This is a genomic window from Lacibacter sp. H375, assembly GCF_037892425.1.
Lineage (GTDB): Bacteria > Bacteroidota > Bacteroidia > Chitinophagales > Chitinophagaceae > Lacibacter.
Window position 1 is genome coordinate 4,170,481 of the sequence record NZ_JBBKTT010000001.1, and the last position, 18,403, is coordinate 4,188,883.

Consider the following 18,403-nt stretch of genomic DNA (forward strand, 5'->3'; position numbering starts at 1 on the left):
AAATTCGATGAATCAAACTTCAGCCATGCAATCAGCAGACACACAGAAAAATTATAAAGCGGCAGCCATCACCTTCGTGGTGCATGCGGTGTTGCTGGTTTTGTTTTTTGTGATCACCATTGCCATGACGGGGCCAACACCTCCGGCAGTTGAAGAAGGCATTGAGGTTAATCTTGGTAATAGTGATATTGGTTTTGGCGATGTGCAACCATTGATCCCCGACGAACCTGCTCCTGAAGCCATTCCTGAAACAACCACTACACCTCCTCAACAACAAATTGCAGCAGCAGCAGTTGATGAAACTGAAAAAGAATTGAGTGAGCGTGATGAAGAAGATGCTCCTGAAGTAAATAAACCGTCTAAAGTAACCAAGCCAACCAAGGTTGTTCCAAAAGAAAATCCTCCTGTTGCAACTACGAAACCTGCAACAACAACAGTTGTAAACCCTAAACCAGCTCCTCCTAAACCAAAAGCAGTTTATGGTGGTGGCACAGGTACAGGTGGAAATAATTCTGATACATATAACAACAGCCGTAACCAGGGTATTGCCGGTGGAACAGGCGATCAGGGTAAAGCTGGTGGCAACCCCAACAGCGATAATTACAATGGCAATGGCGGCACAGGTTCAGGTGGTGGACCACGAGTAACCAGCGGCAACCGTAAGATCATTAAATATTATTCATTCGCTGGTGATCTTGAAAAAGCAACGATCTATGCAGTGATCAAAGTATCGGCTGAAGGTCGTGGTACATTTGTACGTATTGGGCCACGTTCAACTTCAGTTAGCCAGGCATATGCAAATGCCATCATCGAATACCTGCGTAATATTCAGTTTGATAAAAGTGGACAAGAGTCTACTGTAACTGTGCAGTTCAATTTTAAAGTGAACGATTAAACTATATGTTGAAACTATTCAAGTACCCCTTACTTCTTTTCTTATGCGGATCACTTGTTACCATTTTTGGTGCGTGGTCAAAAATCCTTCACATGAGTTTTGCTGACATTCTTTTAACGGCCGGCATGCTACTACAGGCAGTTGCTGTCGTATACGCAATGTACGTTTTGGTAAAGTCGAAGTAACATAATCTTGCACTCACTAAACGCCATCATCTGTGATCGTAACGATGCGTTTTCTTTTTACTCCGTCTTATCGCACCAGAACCATCTCTCTTCATCCATCTATTTTACCATTTACGCATAAAAGATAAACAGAACATCCGTCTCGTATGTTTCCTACGTATGTTTATGCCGTAACCTTCGAACTTCTCCTAACAGCCAGCTGACACTGATCAAAACACCCTCAGTTATTATCTATTCCCTTTAAAAACGCAGGATCATGAAGATGATTAGGTTATCGTTATTGTCTGATGCCATCAGCCGCATCAAAAAGATTGGTTACACAGAAGACCTTGATGGTTACGCAGCCCGTCGCTTAGGCATTTTCAACACACTTAATTTTATAGGTTTACTTACAGGGATCATTATTCCATTAATAGCTATTCTTAACAATGGTTATTTACCACTTATTGCTTGGGTTGTTGCAGCAGCGCCTGCATTTATTAGTTTGGTTGTATTGATTGCGAACTATTACCGTCGTTACAACTTTGCCATGCTTTGGTATTTTATCTTGTATCCTGCCATTACTTCATTGGTGTACATGGATAGTATTGACGTGGGCATTGAATTATTCTTTATCCTCTATGCTGTATTCGGCGTTTTCTTTTTACAAAAGCTACGGTTGATATTATTAGCGATCAGCTTTTCACTCATCAGCTACTTTGCAGTATTTATAGTGGAGCAGAACTATGAATTTGTAATGCGGGACATCAACTATCCGTTCTATGTATTCAATCATGTTCTTTCAGTTGCTTTGATATTCATTGGCCTTTTCCTGATCAAAAAAGAAAACAAAGATTACCAGGCTGAGATATTAAACAGTAACGAAGAACTCTACCGTTATACACAGGAGATCGAAAAACAGAAAGAAGAACTGGCGGAGTTAAATAATCTGAAGTCGAAATTATTTTCTGTGATCTCTCATGACTTGCGCACACCTCTCTATGGCTTACGTAACTTATTTAAAAGTGTGGAGCAATATGATCTACCGGCAGAAGAAATAAAAGTATTGATCCCTGATGTGGTAAAAGATCTTCATTACACAACCGACCTGATGGAGAATCTGTTGCAATGGGCCAAAAGCCAAATGAAAGGTGAATCAGTTTCGCCACAATTGATCGATATGAACAAACTCATCCAGGATGTGCAACAGGTTGTTCGTCTGCAGGCAGAAAATAAACAGGTTTACCTGAAAACAAAAGCAGAAAAACCCGTTTATATTTATGCGGATAAGGAAATGATTGAAGTGGTATTGCGCAACCTCATCAGCAATGCCATTAAATTCACACCAAAAGAAGGTGAAGTAATGATTGATGTAAAGGAAGATGAAGAACTGATAGAAGTGCTGGTGAGCGACACAGGCACAGGCATGAGTGAAGAAGCAAAGAATAAATTGTTTGGCGATGAACATTTCAAAACAAAAGGAACTTCCAATGAATCAGGAACCGGTTTGGGATTGATGATCTGCAAAGAATTTCTCAAGAAAAACGGCGGCAATATTCATGTAAAAAGCGAGTTGGGTAAAGGCAGCACATTTGCTTTTACATTACCACGTGCCTGATGTACAAACAGTGCATGCAACTTCTATCTTTGCGACATGACTTACCAGGAGACGATCGATTATCTCTTTACCCGGCTTCCCATGTTCAGCCGTATTGGTGCTGCTGCCATTAAGAAAGATCTGCATAACACCATTGCCTTGTGTGAAGCCTTGGATAATCCTTACAATCATTTTAAAAGCATTCATGTTGCCGGCACAAATGGAAAAGGTTCTGTAAGTCATATGTTGGCTGCTATCTTACAAACAGCCGGTTACAAAACGGCTTTGTACACCTCTCCTCATCTGCACGATTTTCGAGAGCGTATTAAAGTGAATGGAGAAATGATCAGCGAACAATATGTGATCGATTTCACCAAACGGGTACAACCATTGATCGATGAAATTGAACCTTCCTTTTTTGAGATCACCGTTGCTATGGCCTTTGAATATTTCAAACAACAGAATGTAGATATTGCTGTGATTGAAGTGGGACTCGGCGGAAGATTGGATAGCACCAACATCATCACTCCTGAATTATCTATCATCACCAACATTGGTTGGGATCATATGAATTTACTTGGCGATTCACTTGAAAAAATTGCCTATGAAAAAGCCGGGATCATTAAACAACATATTCCTGTTGTAGTTGGAGAAACATTACCAGAAACTAAACCGGTGTTTGAGCAGAAATCAAATGCAATGCAGGCTCCTTTACATTTTGCATACAATGAATTCAATGTAACCGGCAAAAAAACAATTGATCACAAGTTGGTAGTTAATGTGGAAGAGCAGAAAACAAAAAGTCATTTTCAATACACTCTTGATTTACCCGGTGGTTATCAAACAAAAAACATTCTCACAGTTCTTTCATCTGTCCGTCAACTGCAGGAACAAGGCTGGGAAATTTCAGAAGAACATATCCAAACAGCCTTGGCAAAAAGCAAACAGATCAATGGCTTGCATGGCCGCTGGGAAGTTATTCATGAACAGCCAACTGTTGTGATTGATGTTGGACATAATGAAGATGGTGTAAAGCAAATTGTTACTCAGCTTGCTGAGAGCAATTACAACAGGCTGCACATCATCATTGGTATGGTAAAAGATAAAGAAATTGAAAAGGTGTTGGGTTTATTGCCAACAGAGGCAACCTACTATTTTACAAAAGCACATATACCAAGAGCATTACCTGAAGCTGAGCTTCAATCGAAAGCATTTGCATTCGATCTCAAGGGAAAAACATTTGAAAACGTTAATGCAGCGATCAGCACTGCTTTGCAACATGCAAGAAAAGATGATTTGATCTTAGTTTGCGGAAGTGTATTTCTTGTTGGAGAAGTTGATGCAGGAGCGATAAGCAAATAGGCAATTTTTCAAATCATAAATCCTACATCAGAGATCAGAGATCGCATTAGAATTTAAGTTCTCCCAACTTTTCCAATGCATACATCAATGCTGTTACGTGCATACTTTGGATGAACTTTTTTTCACGGATGAGTTGTTTTATTTCATCGATTGAAAAAAGCAATACTTCAATATCTTCTGCTTCATCCAATTGCTGTTCTTTTACCTTTACACCACCTGTTGCGAGGTACACATGCATGAGATTATTATTGGTGGAAGGATTGGCAGAAGTATTGCAGAGAAACTCGATCTTCTCAAACTCATATCCTGTTTCTTCAAGCAGCTCACGTGCACAGGCTGCTTCATAATCAACGTCTGTTTTATCAACGCATCCTCCGGGAATTTCAAGAATGGTTTGACCTAATGCATGACGGTACTGCTTCACCACTAGAACCTTATTCTCTTTTGTTAACGCAACAGCTGTCACCCAATCAGGAAATTCGTACACGTAGTATGGCTCAATAACTTTTCCATCTGGCCGTTCGCATTTATCAACCCGAAGTGTAAGCCAGTTATCAGTAAAAAGATATTTTGAAGAAAGCGTTTTCCAGTTCATGATTGGTTCATTGTTAAGGGTTCATTGTTCACCGTAAAACATGCTTCAAGCTATGAACCATCAGCTATGAACCATGAACTTTTCTCACCATCCTTTCCTCTCACGTAATGAGGTAATATGCGCCACATGATGTTTACCATGCCATGCATACGTGCCCAGCAAATACCAAAGATCAAATTGCTTTTTTGATTGGGAATGAACATAAGTTCTCGTCCATTGTTCAGCAGTTAGGCTTGAAAACAAAGCATGCAACTTGGCATGAATTGTATGCAGCATCGTGAGGGATACATTAACAGGTAACAATATGTATTCAGCTGTTTCAGCCCATTTCACTTCATCATACCCCATCACAGTAGGGTTATCTTCTGTTAATGTAAACTTCAAACGACTTAATGCATTCAGATGACTATCGCTTACATGATGCACCACCTGCCTCACTGTCCATCCGCCATCACGATAGGGAGTATTCAACTGTGCTTCATCTAAATTTTCAATGGCCTGTTCTAACAATCCAGGCAAAAATTTAATATCAGCCAAACGTTCTTCTTTCAATGCTTCACTGAAAGGAGCTGGTTCGTATTCTCCAATGGGATAACGTAAATCCATAATAGTTGATTGTTGATGGTTCATCGTTCATGCAGATCTGCTCAACAAACAGCTAGCAACACTGAACTATGAACCTTCGTTTATTTCTTAACTGGCTTTACATCCAGTAATTCCATTTCAAATATCAACGTAGCACCACCGGGAATCATTCCGCTGCCACGCTCACCATATCCATACTCACTTGGAATAAACAATTGCCACTTACTGCCAACAGGCATCAATACCAATGTTTGTTTCCAGCCTTCAACTAACTGGTTTAACGGATAAACAATAGGTTGACCACGTCCGTAAGATTCATCAAACACATTACCATCAAGCAGTGTTCCTTTGTAATGAGCAACAATGGTATCTTCCAGCAATGGTTTAATACCGGTACCCTGCGTGATGATTTTGTATTGAACTCCGCTTGGCAATTCAACAACACCGGGTTGTTTTTTGTTTTCTGCCAGGAATTTTCTTCCTTCTTCTTTTACAGCAGCATTTTTCTTTGCCATATACTCCTGTAATTTTTGTTGTATAGTCATATTTGCAGTATTAGCATCCATTAATGGATTTGGATTATTTTTCAACGCATCAGCAATTCCTTTGTTCAACGCAACATAGCTCATGTTCTCTATGCCCTGTGCCTGCATGTTACCGCCAATGTTTAAACCAATGGCATAACTTAAACTATCAAGTCCGTTACGAAGTAATGGCTTGGGTGCTGCCGGCTTAGCAGCAGGTTTAGTTGCTGGCTTTGTGGTGGTAGTTGTTTTTTTAACAGGTGGTTTTGTGCTTTGTGCAACACTTGCAACTGCAAAGGATAATAATAAAACTGTGAGAGATAGAATACGCATGTGATTAATTGATTAAAAAATTATTCGTCACGCAAGGCATGACCGGTTAATGAAATAAATACATCTTCTAAATTAGCCGCCTTCATTTGTTTTGGTCGTTCAAAGCCTGTTCCAAGCAATTGATCGATCAGTTTTGAAGGCGAATCCAACGCTACAATGTTTCCACTGTCGATAATGGCAACACGGTCGCAAAGATATTCAGCTTCGTCCATGTAATGTGTGGTAATGATCACGGTTGTTCCTCTTGCCTGGATGTTACGCACCAGATCCCAAAGATTCCGTCTCGCCTGAGGATCAAGACCGGTTGTTGGTTCATCGAGAAAAACAATCTTGGGTTCGTTAATGAGTGTGGTAGCAACAGAGAAACGTTGTTTCTGTCCGCCACTCAACTCTTTAAATTTTGCTTTGGCTTTTTCTTCGAGGTTCACTGTTTTCAGCAAGGCCATTGGGTCAACAGTGCGGTTGTACAATCCGCTGAAGAGCTGAATCAATTCAACCAATGTTAAGCCCGGATAATAACCTGAAGTTTGCAATTGCACACCAATGATCTGTTTAATATCATTCGCCTGTGTATCCAGATCAAATCCATTTACAGTTACAGTGCCACTTGTTTTTTGTCGCAAAGTTTCAATGATCTCAAGCGTCGTTGATTTACCAGCGCCGTTGGGGCCCAGCAAGCCAAATATCTCGCCTTCGTACACATCAAAGCTGATGCCTTTCACAGCTTTAAAGCTGCCGTAATTCTTCACTAAATTCCTGACCTCTATAATTTTTTCCTGCATCTTATTCGTAAGTAAGAGAAACTTTAGTTCGTGTGTTTTAAATTCAGTTCCATTTTAATATCAGCTGTCTCAAATGGCGAGTCTTTCATTTCAATATACTCAAAACCATATTTTTCATACAGCTTCAACGCATTCTTCAATTGATGGTTCGAAAACAATTCGATCTTCACAGCACTCAACTCTTCGGCTTTCTGCAAACAGCTTTCCAATAATAATTTACTGATGCCTTTGCCTTGCCACTGTTCGGTTACACTCATCTTCGCCAGTTCATATACATTGTGTCCTTCCGGAACTAATGCTGCTGTGCCAACAATTTCATCACCAGCCTTTGCTAAATAAATGGCACCACCTTTATCTAATATCGTTCCTTGTGGATCATTCAACACAAGCATATCAGCTTCTTCACACAAATTGAACTTATCAAGCCATTCAAGATTTAATTGCCTGAAAGCATCATGCCACTCATCTCTGTATGAAATAATCTCAACCATTACTTATAATAGGTCTCCAGTTCATCCATCATATTCTTACTGCCAATGAACATGGGCACACGTTGATGCAGTTCTGTTGGCTGTACATCAAGGATTGGAATTTTTCCGTCAGTTGCTCTTCCTCCCGCCACTTCCATAATAAAAGCGAATGGATTGCACTCATAAGCCAAACGAAGTTTACCTCGTGGCCGGTCAACAGTGCCTGGATACATAAAGATGCCGCCTTTGATCAAACTCCTGTGCACATCGGCCACCATGCTGCCAATATAGCGTTGCGTGTACGGGCCTCCGTTAGTTTTATCTTTTTTCTGACAGGCATTGATGTATTCCTGCACTCCTTTTTCGTAACGGAAAAAATTACCGTGATTCACCGAATAAATATTTCCGTCAGGCGGGCATTTAATATCAGGATGACTCAAACAAAACTCACCAATGGATGGATCGAGTGTGAAACCATTCACACCTCTTCTTGTTGCATACACCATCATGGTACTGCTTCCATAAACCATATAACCTGCTGCAACCTGGTTGCGTCCTGTTTGCAGAAAATCTGCTTTAGTACAAGGCTTTCCTCTTTCGCTCACACGACGATACACGCTGAAGATTGTACCAATTGAAATGTTTACATCAATATTACCACTGCCATCAAGCGGATCAAACATCACCACATACTTTGCATTATTGCTTATCTCGTCATCAAACACAACAATATCATCCATCTCTTCACTACCAATACCTGCACAACTGATACCATGCTGCAACACTTTCATAAATTGCGTGTTTGCATAAATATCCAGTTTCTTCACATCTTCCCCCTGCACATTAATACTACCATGATCGCCCAAAATATCTACAAGCCCGGCTTTATTCACTTCCACATTTACACGCTTCGCTGCAAGACCAAGATCACGAAGCAAACTACTTAACTCACCGGTTGCCTGTGGAAAGTTGCGTAGCTGCTGAATGGTAAACTCATCCAGCGTGGATACTCTTCTGTCTATACTCATAAGGTTGTTTTAAGCGTTATCGTTGTAAGCAAAAGTAAGGGTTTAAGGCAGATGAATTATCCTGCTGTGCGGCAAATAGCATCACCTCTTGCCACGCTCGTTTCACAGTTCCGTTTTCATTGCATCAGTTAAAACACATCGTTTCGGTTTTGCTATCTTTAATCAATGGAATGGATCTGGATCATCATTGGAGTTATACTTACCATTGTAGCAATAGCCGGAAGTATTTTGCCACTCATACCCGGCCCACCTATTGCTTACGTGGGCTTGCTTTTGCAGCAACTTCGAGACGACAAACCTTTCTCAACCAACTTCCTCCTCTTATGGGCCGCCATTGTTGTCGTGTCGCTTATTCTTGATTATGTAATTCCCATCTGGGGCACCAAAAAATTCGGTGGAACAAAGTATGGAGTTTGGGGTTGTACGCTTGGTTTTTTGGCCGCATTCTGGCTGGGACCGTGGGGTATTGTTATCGGTCCTTTTGTGGGTGCCTTTATTGGAGAAATGATTGCCCAACAAAACTCAAACATTGCATTCAAAGCTGCGTTGGGTTCATTTGTTGGTTTTCTTGCAGGTAGCTTTTTGAAACTCGTGATTTGCTTTTTTATGCTGTATTACATTCTAACAAGCATCTAAAATATCTATTGATGCGGAGCGTGAATAGACAAAAGCTTTCTTTCCGTCTTCCCGACTTTGCGGTAAAACTCAACTCACTTTAAACGTAAAATACTTCTGTGAAAAATAGCTGAATGCCACAACAAAAAACGTGGTGCAGATCTTCGCTAGTGTGGCATACATGTGAAAGGTTTCCACAAATATTTTCAGAAAAAAATAATTCAGCAAAATAGCACCTGCCACTACGATCATGTATTTTGGCAATTGCTCCCGTTTACGGACTGAACTTCCTTCGAACACTACATATCGGCTTAGAAAAAAACCAACCGGGAACGTGATAACAAACGACATGAGAAAAGCTGCAATGTGCGGACTAACCGTCATGAACGGCGTGTGCACCATTTCCTTGTTGAGAATAAAATTGTAGCTAATGTAAAACAACAGAATATCAAGCACTGTGTTGCCTCCACCACATGCCGCATACCTGAAGGTTTGTGTGGGCATGATTTTTTTGAATGGCGGATAGAACCAATCGATCACTGCATGAATAAAAGCAACAACGCTGTTGATCATAAGAGGCGGCAAAGGTAAAGATTTGATCATTAGTTTACTACTCGTTAACACACATCGGTTTTTGATAATTATGAAAGCAGTTTTGAGCGTAGCTTTGCAAAAAAATGATATGCGTTTACTGGTTGCATCTGTACTCTTTTTGTTGCTGAGTTGTAACAGTGGTGCCCAAACGGGCAAAGAAGTGACTGCCGATGAGTTTGAAAAAGGTCTGGAGCAAGCCGATGTACAGTTGCTTGATGTGAGAACTGCCGGCGAATACCGTACAGGCCATATTAAAAAAGCATTACAGGCAAACTGGAACGATCAAAAAGAATTTGCGGACCGCACTTCAGCTCTTGACAAACAAAAACCGGTGTACATCTATTGTTTGAGCGGTCCCCGCAGCAGTGCAGCTGCAGAATGGCTAAGAGCAAATGGCTATACGCAGGTAGTAGAATTAAAAGCCGGTTTCAACGGTTGGAAGCGCAATGGAAAACCAATTGAAGGAATGGCTGATGTAAAACAGATTACGTTTGCGGAATATCTACAGCAGATCGCTGGTAAGGAATATGTGCTTGTAGATTTTGGTGCAGAATGGTGCCCGCCCTGTCGCAAAATGGAGCCGATTGTAAATGCATTCCTGGCGCAGCACAAAGAGATAACATTCTTTAAAATAGATGGCGGCATTCATACCGACCTGATGAAACAATTGAATGCGGATGGCTTACCAACCTTTATTCTTTTGAAAAAAGGTGAAGAAGTTTGGCGCTACAAAGGCGTTCTTACCCCTGAAGAACTAAACAATATCTGGACAAGCAAGAAATAGTAACTTTAAGAGAGAGGTATTAAAATAATGGAAGCACTTTCTACTGATCAGAAAACATGGTATCGTAACTGGTTTAATTCACCATACTATCATCAATTATATTTTCAACGTGATGAGCAGGAAGCTGCTGCGTTTATCGATCGCCTTTTATCAAAACTTTACCCGCCAGTTAATGCAATGATGCTTGATGTTGCCTGCGGCCGAGGAAGGCACAGCATTCATCTTGCGTCGAAAGGATACACAGTCACCGGCATCGACATCAGCGAAGACAGCATTGAAGAAGCCAAACAATTTGAAACGGATAAGCTGGAGTTTTTTGTTCATGACATGCGGCTACCTTTTCGGATGAACTATTACGATTATGCCTTCAACTTCTTTACCAGTTTTGGATTTTTCCGTACACGTCGTGAACATGATAATGGCATCCGCACCATTGCACAATCATTGAAACCGGGCGGTACATTTGTGATCGATTACCTCAATGCCCATTACGTGGAAAATCATTTGCAGTATAAAAGTGAATTTCAAAAAGATGGTGTAACATTTTACATTACCCGTTGGCTCGATGAAACACATTTTTATAAAAAGATCGTAGTGGAAGATGAAGCCAACCTGGAAGAACCACTTGAATTCACAGAAAAAGTGGCTAAGTTTTCTCTAGGTGATTTCAACGATATGTTTTCGTTTTATGATCTGCAGGTACAGGAAGTGTATGGTGATTATCATTTTGAGCCCTATCATGTAACCAATTCACCAAGGTTGATCATAATTGCCAAAAAGGTGAAGTAGTCTTACGGTTTAACACTCGACTTCTTATTATTCAGCAACATCCAGCGTGAAGATTCGTAGAGAGCAATGGTTTCAACGGCCATTTGTTTCTTCGTGTGTTCGTATTTTTCTTTGGAGAGTAAAGGTGCATTAAAATGCAAAGGCACCAGCGTATCCTTTTGCAGATTCATATTAAGGATATAATAAAACTCATTATTCACCATGCCGATCTTTGCTTCATCATGATGAATGATGAATGCAAAATCTTTCCCTGCTGGTTTACGCAACAAGTCCCGACCGATAGTGCTGTTGGTATAAGGCTGATTTAATAACCCTGCAATGGTCGGTAAAACATCCACCTGGCTCACTACTTCTTTACGCTTTTCCGGTTTAATAAAACCCGGCGCATAAAATAATAAGGGCACATGTTCATCCGTCAAACGCTCATTGGTCCATGCATCAGGATACAATGCTGTTGCATTTCCTTTTACACCATGATCACCAATGAATACAAACAAGGTATTGTTGAACCATGGTTGTTGCTTGGCTGCCTCCATGAATTGTTGAATACTGTAATCGGTATACAACAATGCTTCCATTTCTTTTTGAGAATCGAACCCGTACTTTTTCAACTGGACCTCATCAACCTGTTTTGCTGCCACAGCCGCTGTATCTTCTTCAGGCAAAACAAACGGACGGTGATTATCGGCTGTTTGTATAATACTGAAAAAAGGAGTTGTTTGTTGCGACAAAACCTGGTTGGCTTCCTTAAACAAATTTTTATCACTGATACCCCACACATTAAACTTCGGACTCTTGTACATACCTTCTTCATATAAATGAAGTCCGTTCACATTGTTCACCAGCAAGCCTTTGAAATTATTGAACTCGCTGTTACCACCAATGAAATAAAACTTCTCATGGTTAGTAAAGGAATTGAGGATCGTATGTTGATCAATGGCTTCAATATTTCTTGTGGAGAACTTACTCAACTGTACATCAGGCACACCACTTAATAAGGCAAACACACCTCTTGCAGTTCCAAAGTGCGGAGAGAAGCAACGTTCAAACAACAAGCCTTCATTTGCCAAATGTTGTAAATAGGGCGTGGTATTAAGTGGGTTGCCGCTCAATCCTGTTTTATACATACTCAACGATTCGCAGATCACCAACACCACATTCATTGGTTTGGCGGGTTCCGCAAACACTTCTCTCCTTTGGAAATTAAGCATGGTTGATTCCTTTGGAAGTTGCAACAACTCCTTCATAGCATCAAACTGAACCTTGGCACTTCCATCGTCGGTAAAAGGCTTGCGGAAACGAAGGGTGGTAAAGAAATTTTCCAATGGATTTAAAGCCAGGTAGGCTTTGAAATTATCGCCAAGCTTAAATGCGTCTTTCCATGTTAATGGCTTTGCCGGGTTGCTGCCCGCAACACCTATGATCAACAACAACATCATCCAAAAAGTACGCATTGGCTTAAACGGATGCTTTATGGTATGAACTTTTGAATGGCTGCGTTGAAAAAATCTGTACAAACCATAAATGATCAACGACAATAACAGGAATATCCAAAACAATGGGTACGATTGCCAAAGCATACTCATTGATATGGCAAAATCTTCAATAAAGTTGAGCGCACTTGCATTGAGTCTTGTTTCCACGTAATCAAAGTGCCCGAAATCGGCACCAAAGAAAAACAAGAGGAAACTGCTTACGATAACCAGGTATATGATCCAGAAACGTTTTGTTCTTGGAGATCTAAATGGTGAAAAACGGCTAAAACTGCCGGCAATTAACAACGGTGCAAGCAAAATGCAAACCCAGCGCAAATCAAAGCGCATCCCCATTAAAAAAGATGGAACTGCATCAGAAAAGGAAACCCCATCGGGTCTGAATGAATAAAAAGTAAGTACACGCATGAGGCTGAACAGCAACATGAAGAAGACAAATAAGCGCAGCACCCAGCGTGAAGTTGGTGGTAAATGAAAGCGATGACCCATAGTTTCCTTAAGCGATGCGCAAAAGTAGAAAGAATTCCTTTGTTGAAAGGTTTATTCCATAAACGGTTTGTTATATTTGGCAATACCATGTTGAAGTCAGTGTTACAATTGGACCGTTCTCTTTTCTATTACATCAATAACAAGTGGAGTAATGATGTATTTGATGCAGTAATGCCTTTTATCCGTAACCAATATTTTTGGGTACCACTCTATTTATTTTTATTGGCGTTTGTAGTAATAAACTTCAGAACAAAGGCTTTGTGGTGGATACTATTTTTTCTTGCCACGTTTGCACTTACCGATCTTATAAGTACACAGGTTGTAAAAGCGCTTGTGGAAAGGCCACGTCCTTGTGCTGATCCAATTGCGTCGGAAACTGTGCGTATGCTGATACCCTGCAGTTACAGTTATAGTTTTGTTTCATCACACGCCAGCAACCATTTTGGAATGGCCATGTTTATGTTCATGAGCATGAAACAGTTCAGCAACCGATGGATCTGGCTGGTATTTGCATGGGCCTTGATCGTCAGTTTTGCACAGATCTATGTTGGTGCTCACTTTCCCATTGATGTGTTGGGCGGCGCCCTGTTAGGCTCGTTTATTGGTCATAGAACAGCCATTATTTTCAACAAACAATTTGGCGGGCTTCAGGTTAACTGATTGTTGCTTATTTTCAACAAAAAGAGCACTTGCTCAAAGGATTGTATCTTTGCGCTTTGACAACAATGGAAATATTTATACTACTCGTTCTTATTTTTCTCAATAGCTTATTTGTAATTGCCGAGATCACATTGGTTTCAGCCCGCCGTTCCCGCCTTGAAATGTATGCTGCCAAGGGCAGCAGCAGTGCCCGGACAGCCCTCGAACTTTCTGAGAATCCTGAAGTTTTTTTATCTGCGGCACAGATTGGAATTACACTAATTGCCATTCTTACGGGTGTGTACTCCGGTGAAAAATTTGGGAAAGATCTTGCGCCGGTTTTTGAAAAAATTCCTTTGGTTGCAGAATATGCTGAAGGAATTGCCACAGGTATAGTTGTTGTGATCGTCACCATTCTTTCGATCATACTCGGTGAACTTATTCCAAAACGAATTGGTCTGATGAACGCCGAAAAAATTGCCATGGCTGTTGCCAAGCCCATGAAGTTTTTTGCAAAAGCAGTTCATCCATTGGTTTGGTTCTTAAACAAAAGCACCAACCTGATCTTTCGGTTATTCAATGTAAAAACTGTTTCAGATAATCATGTAACTGAAGAAGAGATCAAAGCCATCATCAGCGAAGGAACAGAACAGGGTACTATTGAAGAAGCTGAGCAGGAAATTATTGAGCGGGTGTTTCATTTAGGTGATCGTAACATCACTTCTTTAATGACACATCGCAACGACATTATCTGGTTCGACCTGAATGACAACGAAACATCCATCAAAGAAAAGATCATTAATCAACCCCACTCCATCTATCCTATTTGTGATGGTGATCTTGATACTATCAAAGGTTTTGTATCTATCAAAGACATGTACGTATCTGATGATTTTACGTTGTTCAAAGATTTGATGAAGCCTGCTTTGTTTGTACCTGAAAATAATTCAGCGTACCAGGTACTGGAGAAATTCAAACAAGGGAAGATCCACAGTGCATTTATTGTTGATGAATACGGCAGCGTGCAGGGCATGATCACACTTAACGACATTCTCGAAGCTATTGTGGGCGATATTCCTGAGCCGCACCAGGATGATTATGAGATCATAAAACGTGATGATGGCAGCTATCTTGTAGATGCACAAATACAGTTCTACAAATTCCTTTCACGTTTTGAGAAAACAGAATGGATGAATGAAGGTGAACAGGAGTTTGATACGCTGGCCGGTTTCATTTTACATGAACTGGAGCGTATTCCGCATGCCGGTGAAAAATTCGACTGGAAAGGATTCACCTTCGAGATCATCGACATGGATGGTCACCGCATCGATAAAGTATTACTACATGTGCCCGATGGTGTTGGTGAAGAATAACCGCTGATCCGATGAATGAATGATGAGAATGATTTTCATACACCATCATTCCCATACCCGGCTCAATCTTCCCGTTCAATTATGTACACAAGTGAACTGCATTGTTCTTTATGCAGCAATGCATTGAAGTTTGATACAAGTCCGTTCCAGATACCTTTTAAGAAGAATCCTTTCTTATATTTTTCACTGAGAAGTGAAATGTAAAAACTATCGAGCCACATACGTCTTGTACCGATTACTTGCATACCATGGCGCTTAATAAGCATTCGCATGGAGTTTGGAGAGAAATGATAAAGATGTCTCGGCACATCATAGCTTGCCCAGAATTCTTTGTAAATCGCAGCATCCTTGCTTGTATAATTTGGCACAGCAATAATGAGTTTACCTGTTGGCGCCAACAAATCTTTCATGCGATCAACATATTCATCTAACTGATGCACATGTTCCAGTACATGCCACATGGTAATAACGCTGTAGGTTTGTTCGGGTAAACGAAACAGTTCATCAGACGGATAAATATCACAATTGTATTTCTTGATGGCTTGCTTTCTTGCTTCCGGATCAGGTTCAAGACCAACCACGTTCCAACCGGCTCTTTCCATTGTATGTGCAAACGTACCGGTACCGCTGCCAATATCGAGCAACATCCCCACCTGGCGTTTAGCAGCTTTTTTTACCAGCTTCTCTTTCGACATCATGGTAAAAAAACGTGCAACATGATACAGGAAGTTGATCACGCCTTTCTTAGTATTACTATGCGAAATGTAAGCGGAAGATTGATAATAAGGAGCGATCTTATCCTCAGATGGAGCATTTAATGTATATCGCAACCCACACATACCGCACTCGGCAATGGTGAATGTTTCACTACTGACTGTGTGATCTTTAGCGGTTAAAACTGGTTTGATTGATTCATTTTTGCAGACCGGGCAGTTGGCATAACTCATCAGCTGAAGGTTCATGATTGGAGCAGTTCGTTTCTGGGTCATGGATTATTGAATTTTATGCAATGGCGGCGCCTCGTTTACTTTCAGCTTCTGGTTATTTCCTTGCTTGTTCCATTGCGGTGAATAATTAGCGAATAGCAAAATACTTATTACGGCTGACAAGAACAATGCCAGCGCAATCATCCACCAAAGATTGAGGGGTTTCCTCTTATTACCCGTCAGTAATTCCGTCATCTCCTCGCTTGTTTTTTCCTGCTCACCTACCAGTATAGAATGCGAAGTATTCTTACGTATGATCTTTTCTGCAGTTACGGGATTTCCCTTTACCGCTTCGTAAAGCGACGAAAAATGAAGTAGTTTCTGTTCATCTTTTGTAAAAACGCCGAGGCCAGTCAAAGTCATTTCCCCTTTTTCAGACAATGTACGTTGAAATTCTGCTGAAAGGTTTTGTTGTAAAGTTTTTACTTCTTCCCTGTCCACATTCAGTTCTTTTTGAAGCCAATGTTCAAATTGCTCATCAGTTCCGGTACCTGATGATGAGTAATGAAGAATAAATTCGGGGGGATACAACAGCCGGTTAGGAAAATCAAGCCGGGCAGGCAGGTGCTCAACCGAAAAAGTACCGATTCCGTGTAGGGAGACCTTTTTTTGGAAAGATAGATAACGTAATACCTGTTCAACCATGCCTTTACTGTTGCTTTTGGTCAAAAGTAAGTCTTATTCCCGCAAGTAGATTAAATCCAACCACCTGGTAATTATTCCAGCGCTGGTAGGTATTGTTGAAGATATTATTGAACTGGCCCCATACACTGATCAGCGGGTGAACTTTAAATTCCATCCCGGCATTCAGATCAAATACTCCACGCAGGCGCTCGCTGCTTTCGCTCAAATCTTTCCGGTATACCGCCCCCTGCCATGAAAGCAGATCTGCCTTCACCATGATCTTTTTACTCGGCTGCCAGCGAAGTGCCGCACTCAATTCTATAGGTACAAAATGCCAAGGTCTTTTTTCGTCCTGCTGGTTGAGGAAATTATAAATATCCATTTTAGCGCTGGCATTAAACTGATCCTGCAATACAAAACCTATTTCACCCTGTGTATGCAATACCTGCAGTTTTCCTTCACGCAGTACCTGAAACAAACCGGGCTGTATGTGATTACTAAACAATGGAATACTCATGTATTCCAGGAAACCTGTTTGCACACGGTAGTTGAATGAATTTGCAAGTGTTCCTTTGAAACCACCATAAAGTTCTGTAATGCGGGTATTGAACTGAGATAGCGGTTGATTGATCCACGGATTCTTTGCAACCAAGGCCTGGTAAGTATTCTTCTGCACATAACCTGTCCAACCACCTGTCAGGATGATTTTCTTTTCCTGAAGATGAATGTCAACCAATACATCGGGCAATACATTCAGTTTACCCTGATCCCATGTTGGGCGTATACCTCCTTTAATAAACAGCCTCGATGTTTTGAGCATAGCTGCTGCATTAAGGAAAAACACATTATTTGTGTAAGTTTCCCCGCCTGTTGGTGTAAACGTTGTAAGATCAAAATTTCCACGTACAAGCAAGCCAAAGCTGTTTCCAAATCTTACTTCCACTGGAAGATCAAGCACACCGTTTGTTTCGGTTGAACGTGTATCGCTGAAAACATTAATATTAAGATCGGGATTATAGCTGATGCCGAAACGGTTAATAAATGCATTACGTACACCTGCACGTATATTGATGGTTTGATAGGGTTTCTTCAATGAATCTTCTTTCGAATTGGCAAATACTGGATCCGGACCATACAAAAAGAAGGTTTGGTTTTGATACCCTGCCTTACCATATACTTCTACGTTCTTCACAATAGAATTGATGTTAGCAGCAAAAGAAGTATTGCTGAACCGTTGCACACGCAGCTTGCCTCTTTGTGAAAGATGATTGGCGAATAAAGTGAAGTTCGTTTTCTTTCCATCGCCCAATGTAAAACCGGCATCTACTAACGGAGTGTTGTAGTTGCCGTAGCCCACTTTTATATAGTTGCTGTTATGCGCCTGACCAGCTGAATCAATTTGCAACGACATTGGCTTCAACCCAACCGGTTGCAGGTTAAAGTATAAATTCTGAACAGGAATGTTGTAAGCAAGATTGGGTGCGCCTGTTTCTGGAGCAGGTGGTGTGGCATTGAAATTAAGTTTCACTGCATTTTTCAACACTGGTTTAAATGCCGATACAATTTCAACAGATTGTTTCTTTGTTGTATCCTGTGCAACAGCATAAATGCCGATGCTGCTAAATATCAATGTGAATATCGTTAATCTGCGCATGTTCATGTTTGTTCGTTGTTCAATCGTA

At 40.8% G+C, this 18,403-nt stretch carries 20 protein-coding genes; 9 read left to right on the forward strand and 11 right to left on the reverse strand.

Translation table 11 applies throughout. The features are described 5' to 3' along the window. Positions 1 to 25 precede the first annotated feature (25 nt). The 4 genes from WG954_RS17820 to WG954_RS17830 all read left to right on the forward strand — a co-directional run bounded on the left by WG954_RS17820 (position 26) and on the right by WG954_RS17830 (position 4,018). Complete coding sequence (locus WG954_RS17820) at positions 26 to 895, forward strand: hypothetical protein (protein ID WP_340438159.1); 870 nt, start codon at positions 26 to 28, stop codon at positions 893 to 895. A 5-nt stretch (positions 896 to 900) separates the two neighbouring features. Beyond that, a complete protein-coding gene (locus WG954_RS21675) occupies positions 901 to 1,080 on the forward strand; it encodes a GldL-related protein (protein WP_445298461.1) in 180 nt (59 codons plus the stop codon). 256 nt (positions 1,081 to 1,336) lie between these two features. Continuing rightward, positions 1,337 to 2,677: an ATP-binding protein gene (locus WG954_RS17825; protein WP_340438160.1), complete on the forward strand. Its 1,341-nt coding sequence runs from the start codon at positions 1,337 to 1,339 to the stop codon at positions 2,675 to 2,677. A gap of 36 nt (positions 2,678 to 2,713) precedes the next feature. Then, positions 2,714 to 4,018 (forward strand): bifunctional folylpolyglutamate synthase/dihydrofolate synthase, encoded by a 1,305-nt coding sequence (locus tag WG954_RS17830; RefSeq protein ID WP_340438161.1) that lies wholly within the window; start codon positions 2,714 to 2,716, stop codon positions 4,016 to 4,018. Between the two features lie 46 nt (positions 4,019 to 4,064). Here WG954_RS17830 and WG954_RS17835 read toward each other — a convergent pair whose 3' ends face one another. The 6 genes from WG954_RS17835 to fbp form a co-directional block, all read right to left on the reverse strand. Continuing rightward, positions 4,065 to 4,613 carry an NUDIX hydrolase gene (locus WG954_RS17835; protein WP_340438162.1) on the reverse strand — a complete coding sequence of 183 codons (549 nt, stop codon included), beginning with the start codon at positions 4,611 to 4,613 and terminating at the stop codon, positions 4,065 to 4,067. An 84-nt stretch (positions 4,614 to 4,697) separates the two neighbouring features. After that, positions 4,698 to 5,219: a YfiT family bacillithiol transferase gene (locus WG954_RS17840; protein WP_340438163.1), complete on the reverse strand. Its 522-nt coding sequence runs from the start codon at positions 5,217 to 5,219 to the stop codon at positions 4,698 to 4,700. An 80-nt stretch (positions 5,220 to 5,299) separates the two neighbouring features. Beyond that, positions 5,300 to 6,055 carry a BamJ family beta-barrel-assembly machinery protein gene (bamJ, locus tag WG954_RS17845; RefSeq protein ID WP_340438164.1) on the reverse strand — a complete coding sequence of 252 codons (756 nt, stop codon included), beginning with the start codon at positions 6,053 to 6,055 and terminating at the stop codon, positions 5,300 to 5,302. 20 nt (positions 6,056 to 6,075) lie between these two features. Then, positions 6,076 to 6,837: an ABC transporter ATP-binding protein gene (locus WG954_RS17850; RefSeq protein WP_340438166.1), complete on the reverse strand. Its 762-nt coding sequence runs from the start codon at positions 6,835 to 6,837 to the stop codon at positions 6,076 to 6,078. 23 nt (positions 6,838 to 6,860) lie between these two features. Beyond that, complete coding sequence (locus WG954_RS17855; protein WP_340438167.1) at positions 6,861 to 7,328, reverse strand: GNAT family N-acetyltransferase; 468 nt, start codon at positions 7,326 to 7,328, stop codon at positions 6,861 to 6,863. Next, positions 7,328 to 8,335: a class 1 fructose-bisphosphatase gene (gene fbp, locus WG954_RS17860; RefSeq protein WP_340438169.1), complete on the reverse strand. Its 1,008-nt coding sequence runs from the start codon at positions 8,333 to 8,335 to the stop codon at positions 7,328 to 7,330. The genes WG954_RS17855 and fbp overlap by 1 nt, the downstream gene beginning before the upstream one ends. A gap of 165 nt (positions 8,336 to 8,500) precedes the next feature. Between fbp and WG954_RS17865 the strand changes: the two genes are divergently transcribed. Further along, positions 8,501 to 8,971: a DUF456 domain-containing protein gene (locus WG954_RS17865; protein ID WP_340438170.1), complete on the forward strand. Its 471-nt coding sequence runs from the start codon at positions 8,501 to 8,503 to the stop codon at positions 8,969 to 8,971. Between the two features lie 69 nt (positions 8,972 to 9,040). Here WG954_RS17865 and WG954_RS17870 read toward each other — a convergent pair whose 3' ends face one another. After that, a complete protein-coding gene (locus tag WG954_RS17870) occupies positions 9,041 to 9,553 on the reverse strand; it encodes a GtrA family protein (RefSeq protein WP_340438172.1) in 513 nt (170 codons plus the stop codon). 40 nt (positions 9,554 to 9,593) lie between these two features. Here WG954_RS17870 and WG954_RS17875 point away from each other — a divergent pair, with 40 nt between their 5' ends. Both WG954_RS17875 and WG954_RS17880 read left to right on the forward strand, forming a co-directional pair. Then, positions 9,594 to 10,328, forward strand: a complete 735-nt coding sequence (locus WG954_RS17875) for a rhodanese-like domain-containing protein (RefSeq protein ID WP_340438173.1) — start codon at positions 9,594 to 9,596, stop codon at positions 10,326 to 10,328. 27 nt (positions 10,329 to 10,355) lie between these two features. Beyond that, a complete protein-coding gene (locus tag WG954_RS17880) occupies positions 10,356 to 11,117 on the forward strand; it encodes a class I SAM-dependent methyltransferase (RefSeq protein ID WP_340438174.1) in 762 nt (253 codons plus the stop codon). A gap of 2 nt (positions 11,118 to 11,119) precedes the next feature. Here WG954_RS17880 and WG954_RS17885 read toward each other — a convergent pair whose 3' ends face one another. Beyond that, entirely contained in the window at positions 11,120 to 13,099 is a 1,980-nt protein-coding gene (locus tag WG954_RS17885; protein ID WP_340438176.1) for an LTA synthase family protein, read from the reverse strand. Between WG954_RS17885 and WG954_RS17890 the strand changes: the two genes are divergently transcribed. After that, a complete protein-coding gene (locus WG954_RS17890) occupies positions 13,091 to 13,759 on the forward strand; it encodes a phosphatase PAP2 family protein (RefSeq protein ID WP_340438177.1) in 669 nt (222 codons plus the stop codon). The two genes, WG954_RS17885 and WG954_RS17890, sit on opposite strands and share 9 nt — an antisense overlap. A 65-nt stretch (positions 13,760 to 13,824) precedes the next feature. Then, on the forward strand, positions 13,825 to 15,111 hold the full coding sequence (locus tag WG954_RS17895; RefSeq protein WP_340438178.1) for a hemolysin family protein: 1,287 nt from the start codon (positions 13,825 to 13,827) through the stop codon (positions 15,109 to 15,111). 62 nt (positions 15,112 to 15,173) lie between these two features. On the opposite strand, the gene WG954_RS17900 is transcribed toward WG954_RS17895, so the two are convergent. The 3 genes from WG954_RS17900 to WG954_RS17910 all read right to left on the reverse strand — a co-directional run bounded on the left by WG954_RS17900 (position 15,174) and on the right by WG954_RS17910 (position 18,381). After that, a complete protein-coding gene (locus WG954_RS17900; RefSeq protein ID WP_340438179.1) occupies positions 15,174 to 16,100 on the reverse strand; it encodes a class I SAM-dependent methyltransferase in 927 nt (308 codons plus the stop codon). Positions 16,101 to 16,103: 3 nt separating this feature from the next. After that, positions 16,104 to 16,628: a hypothetical protein gene (locus WG954_RS17905; protein WP_340438180.1), complete on the reverse strand. Its 525-nt coding sequence runs from the start codon at positions 16,626 to 16,628 to the stop codon at positions 16,104 to 16,106. A gap of 118 nt (positions 16,629 to 16,746) precedes the next feature. Then, positions 16,747 to 18,381, reverse strand: coding sequence for a hypothetical protein (locus tag WG954_RS17910; protein WP_340438182.1), 1,635 nt, complete (start codon positions 18,379 to 18,381; stop codon positions 16,747 to 16,749). Positions 18,382 to 18,403 lie beyond the last annotated feature (22 nt).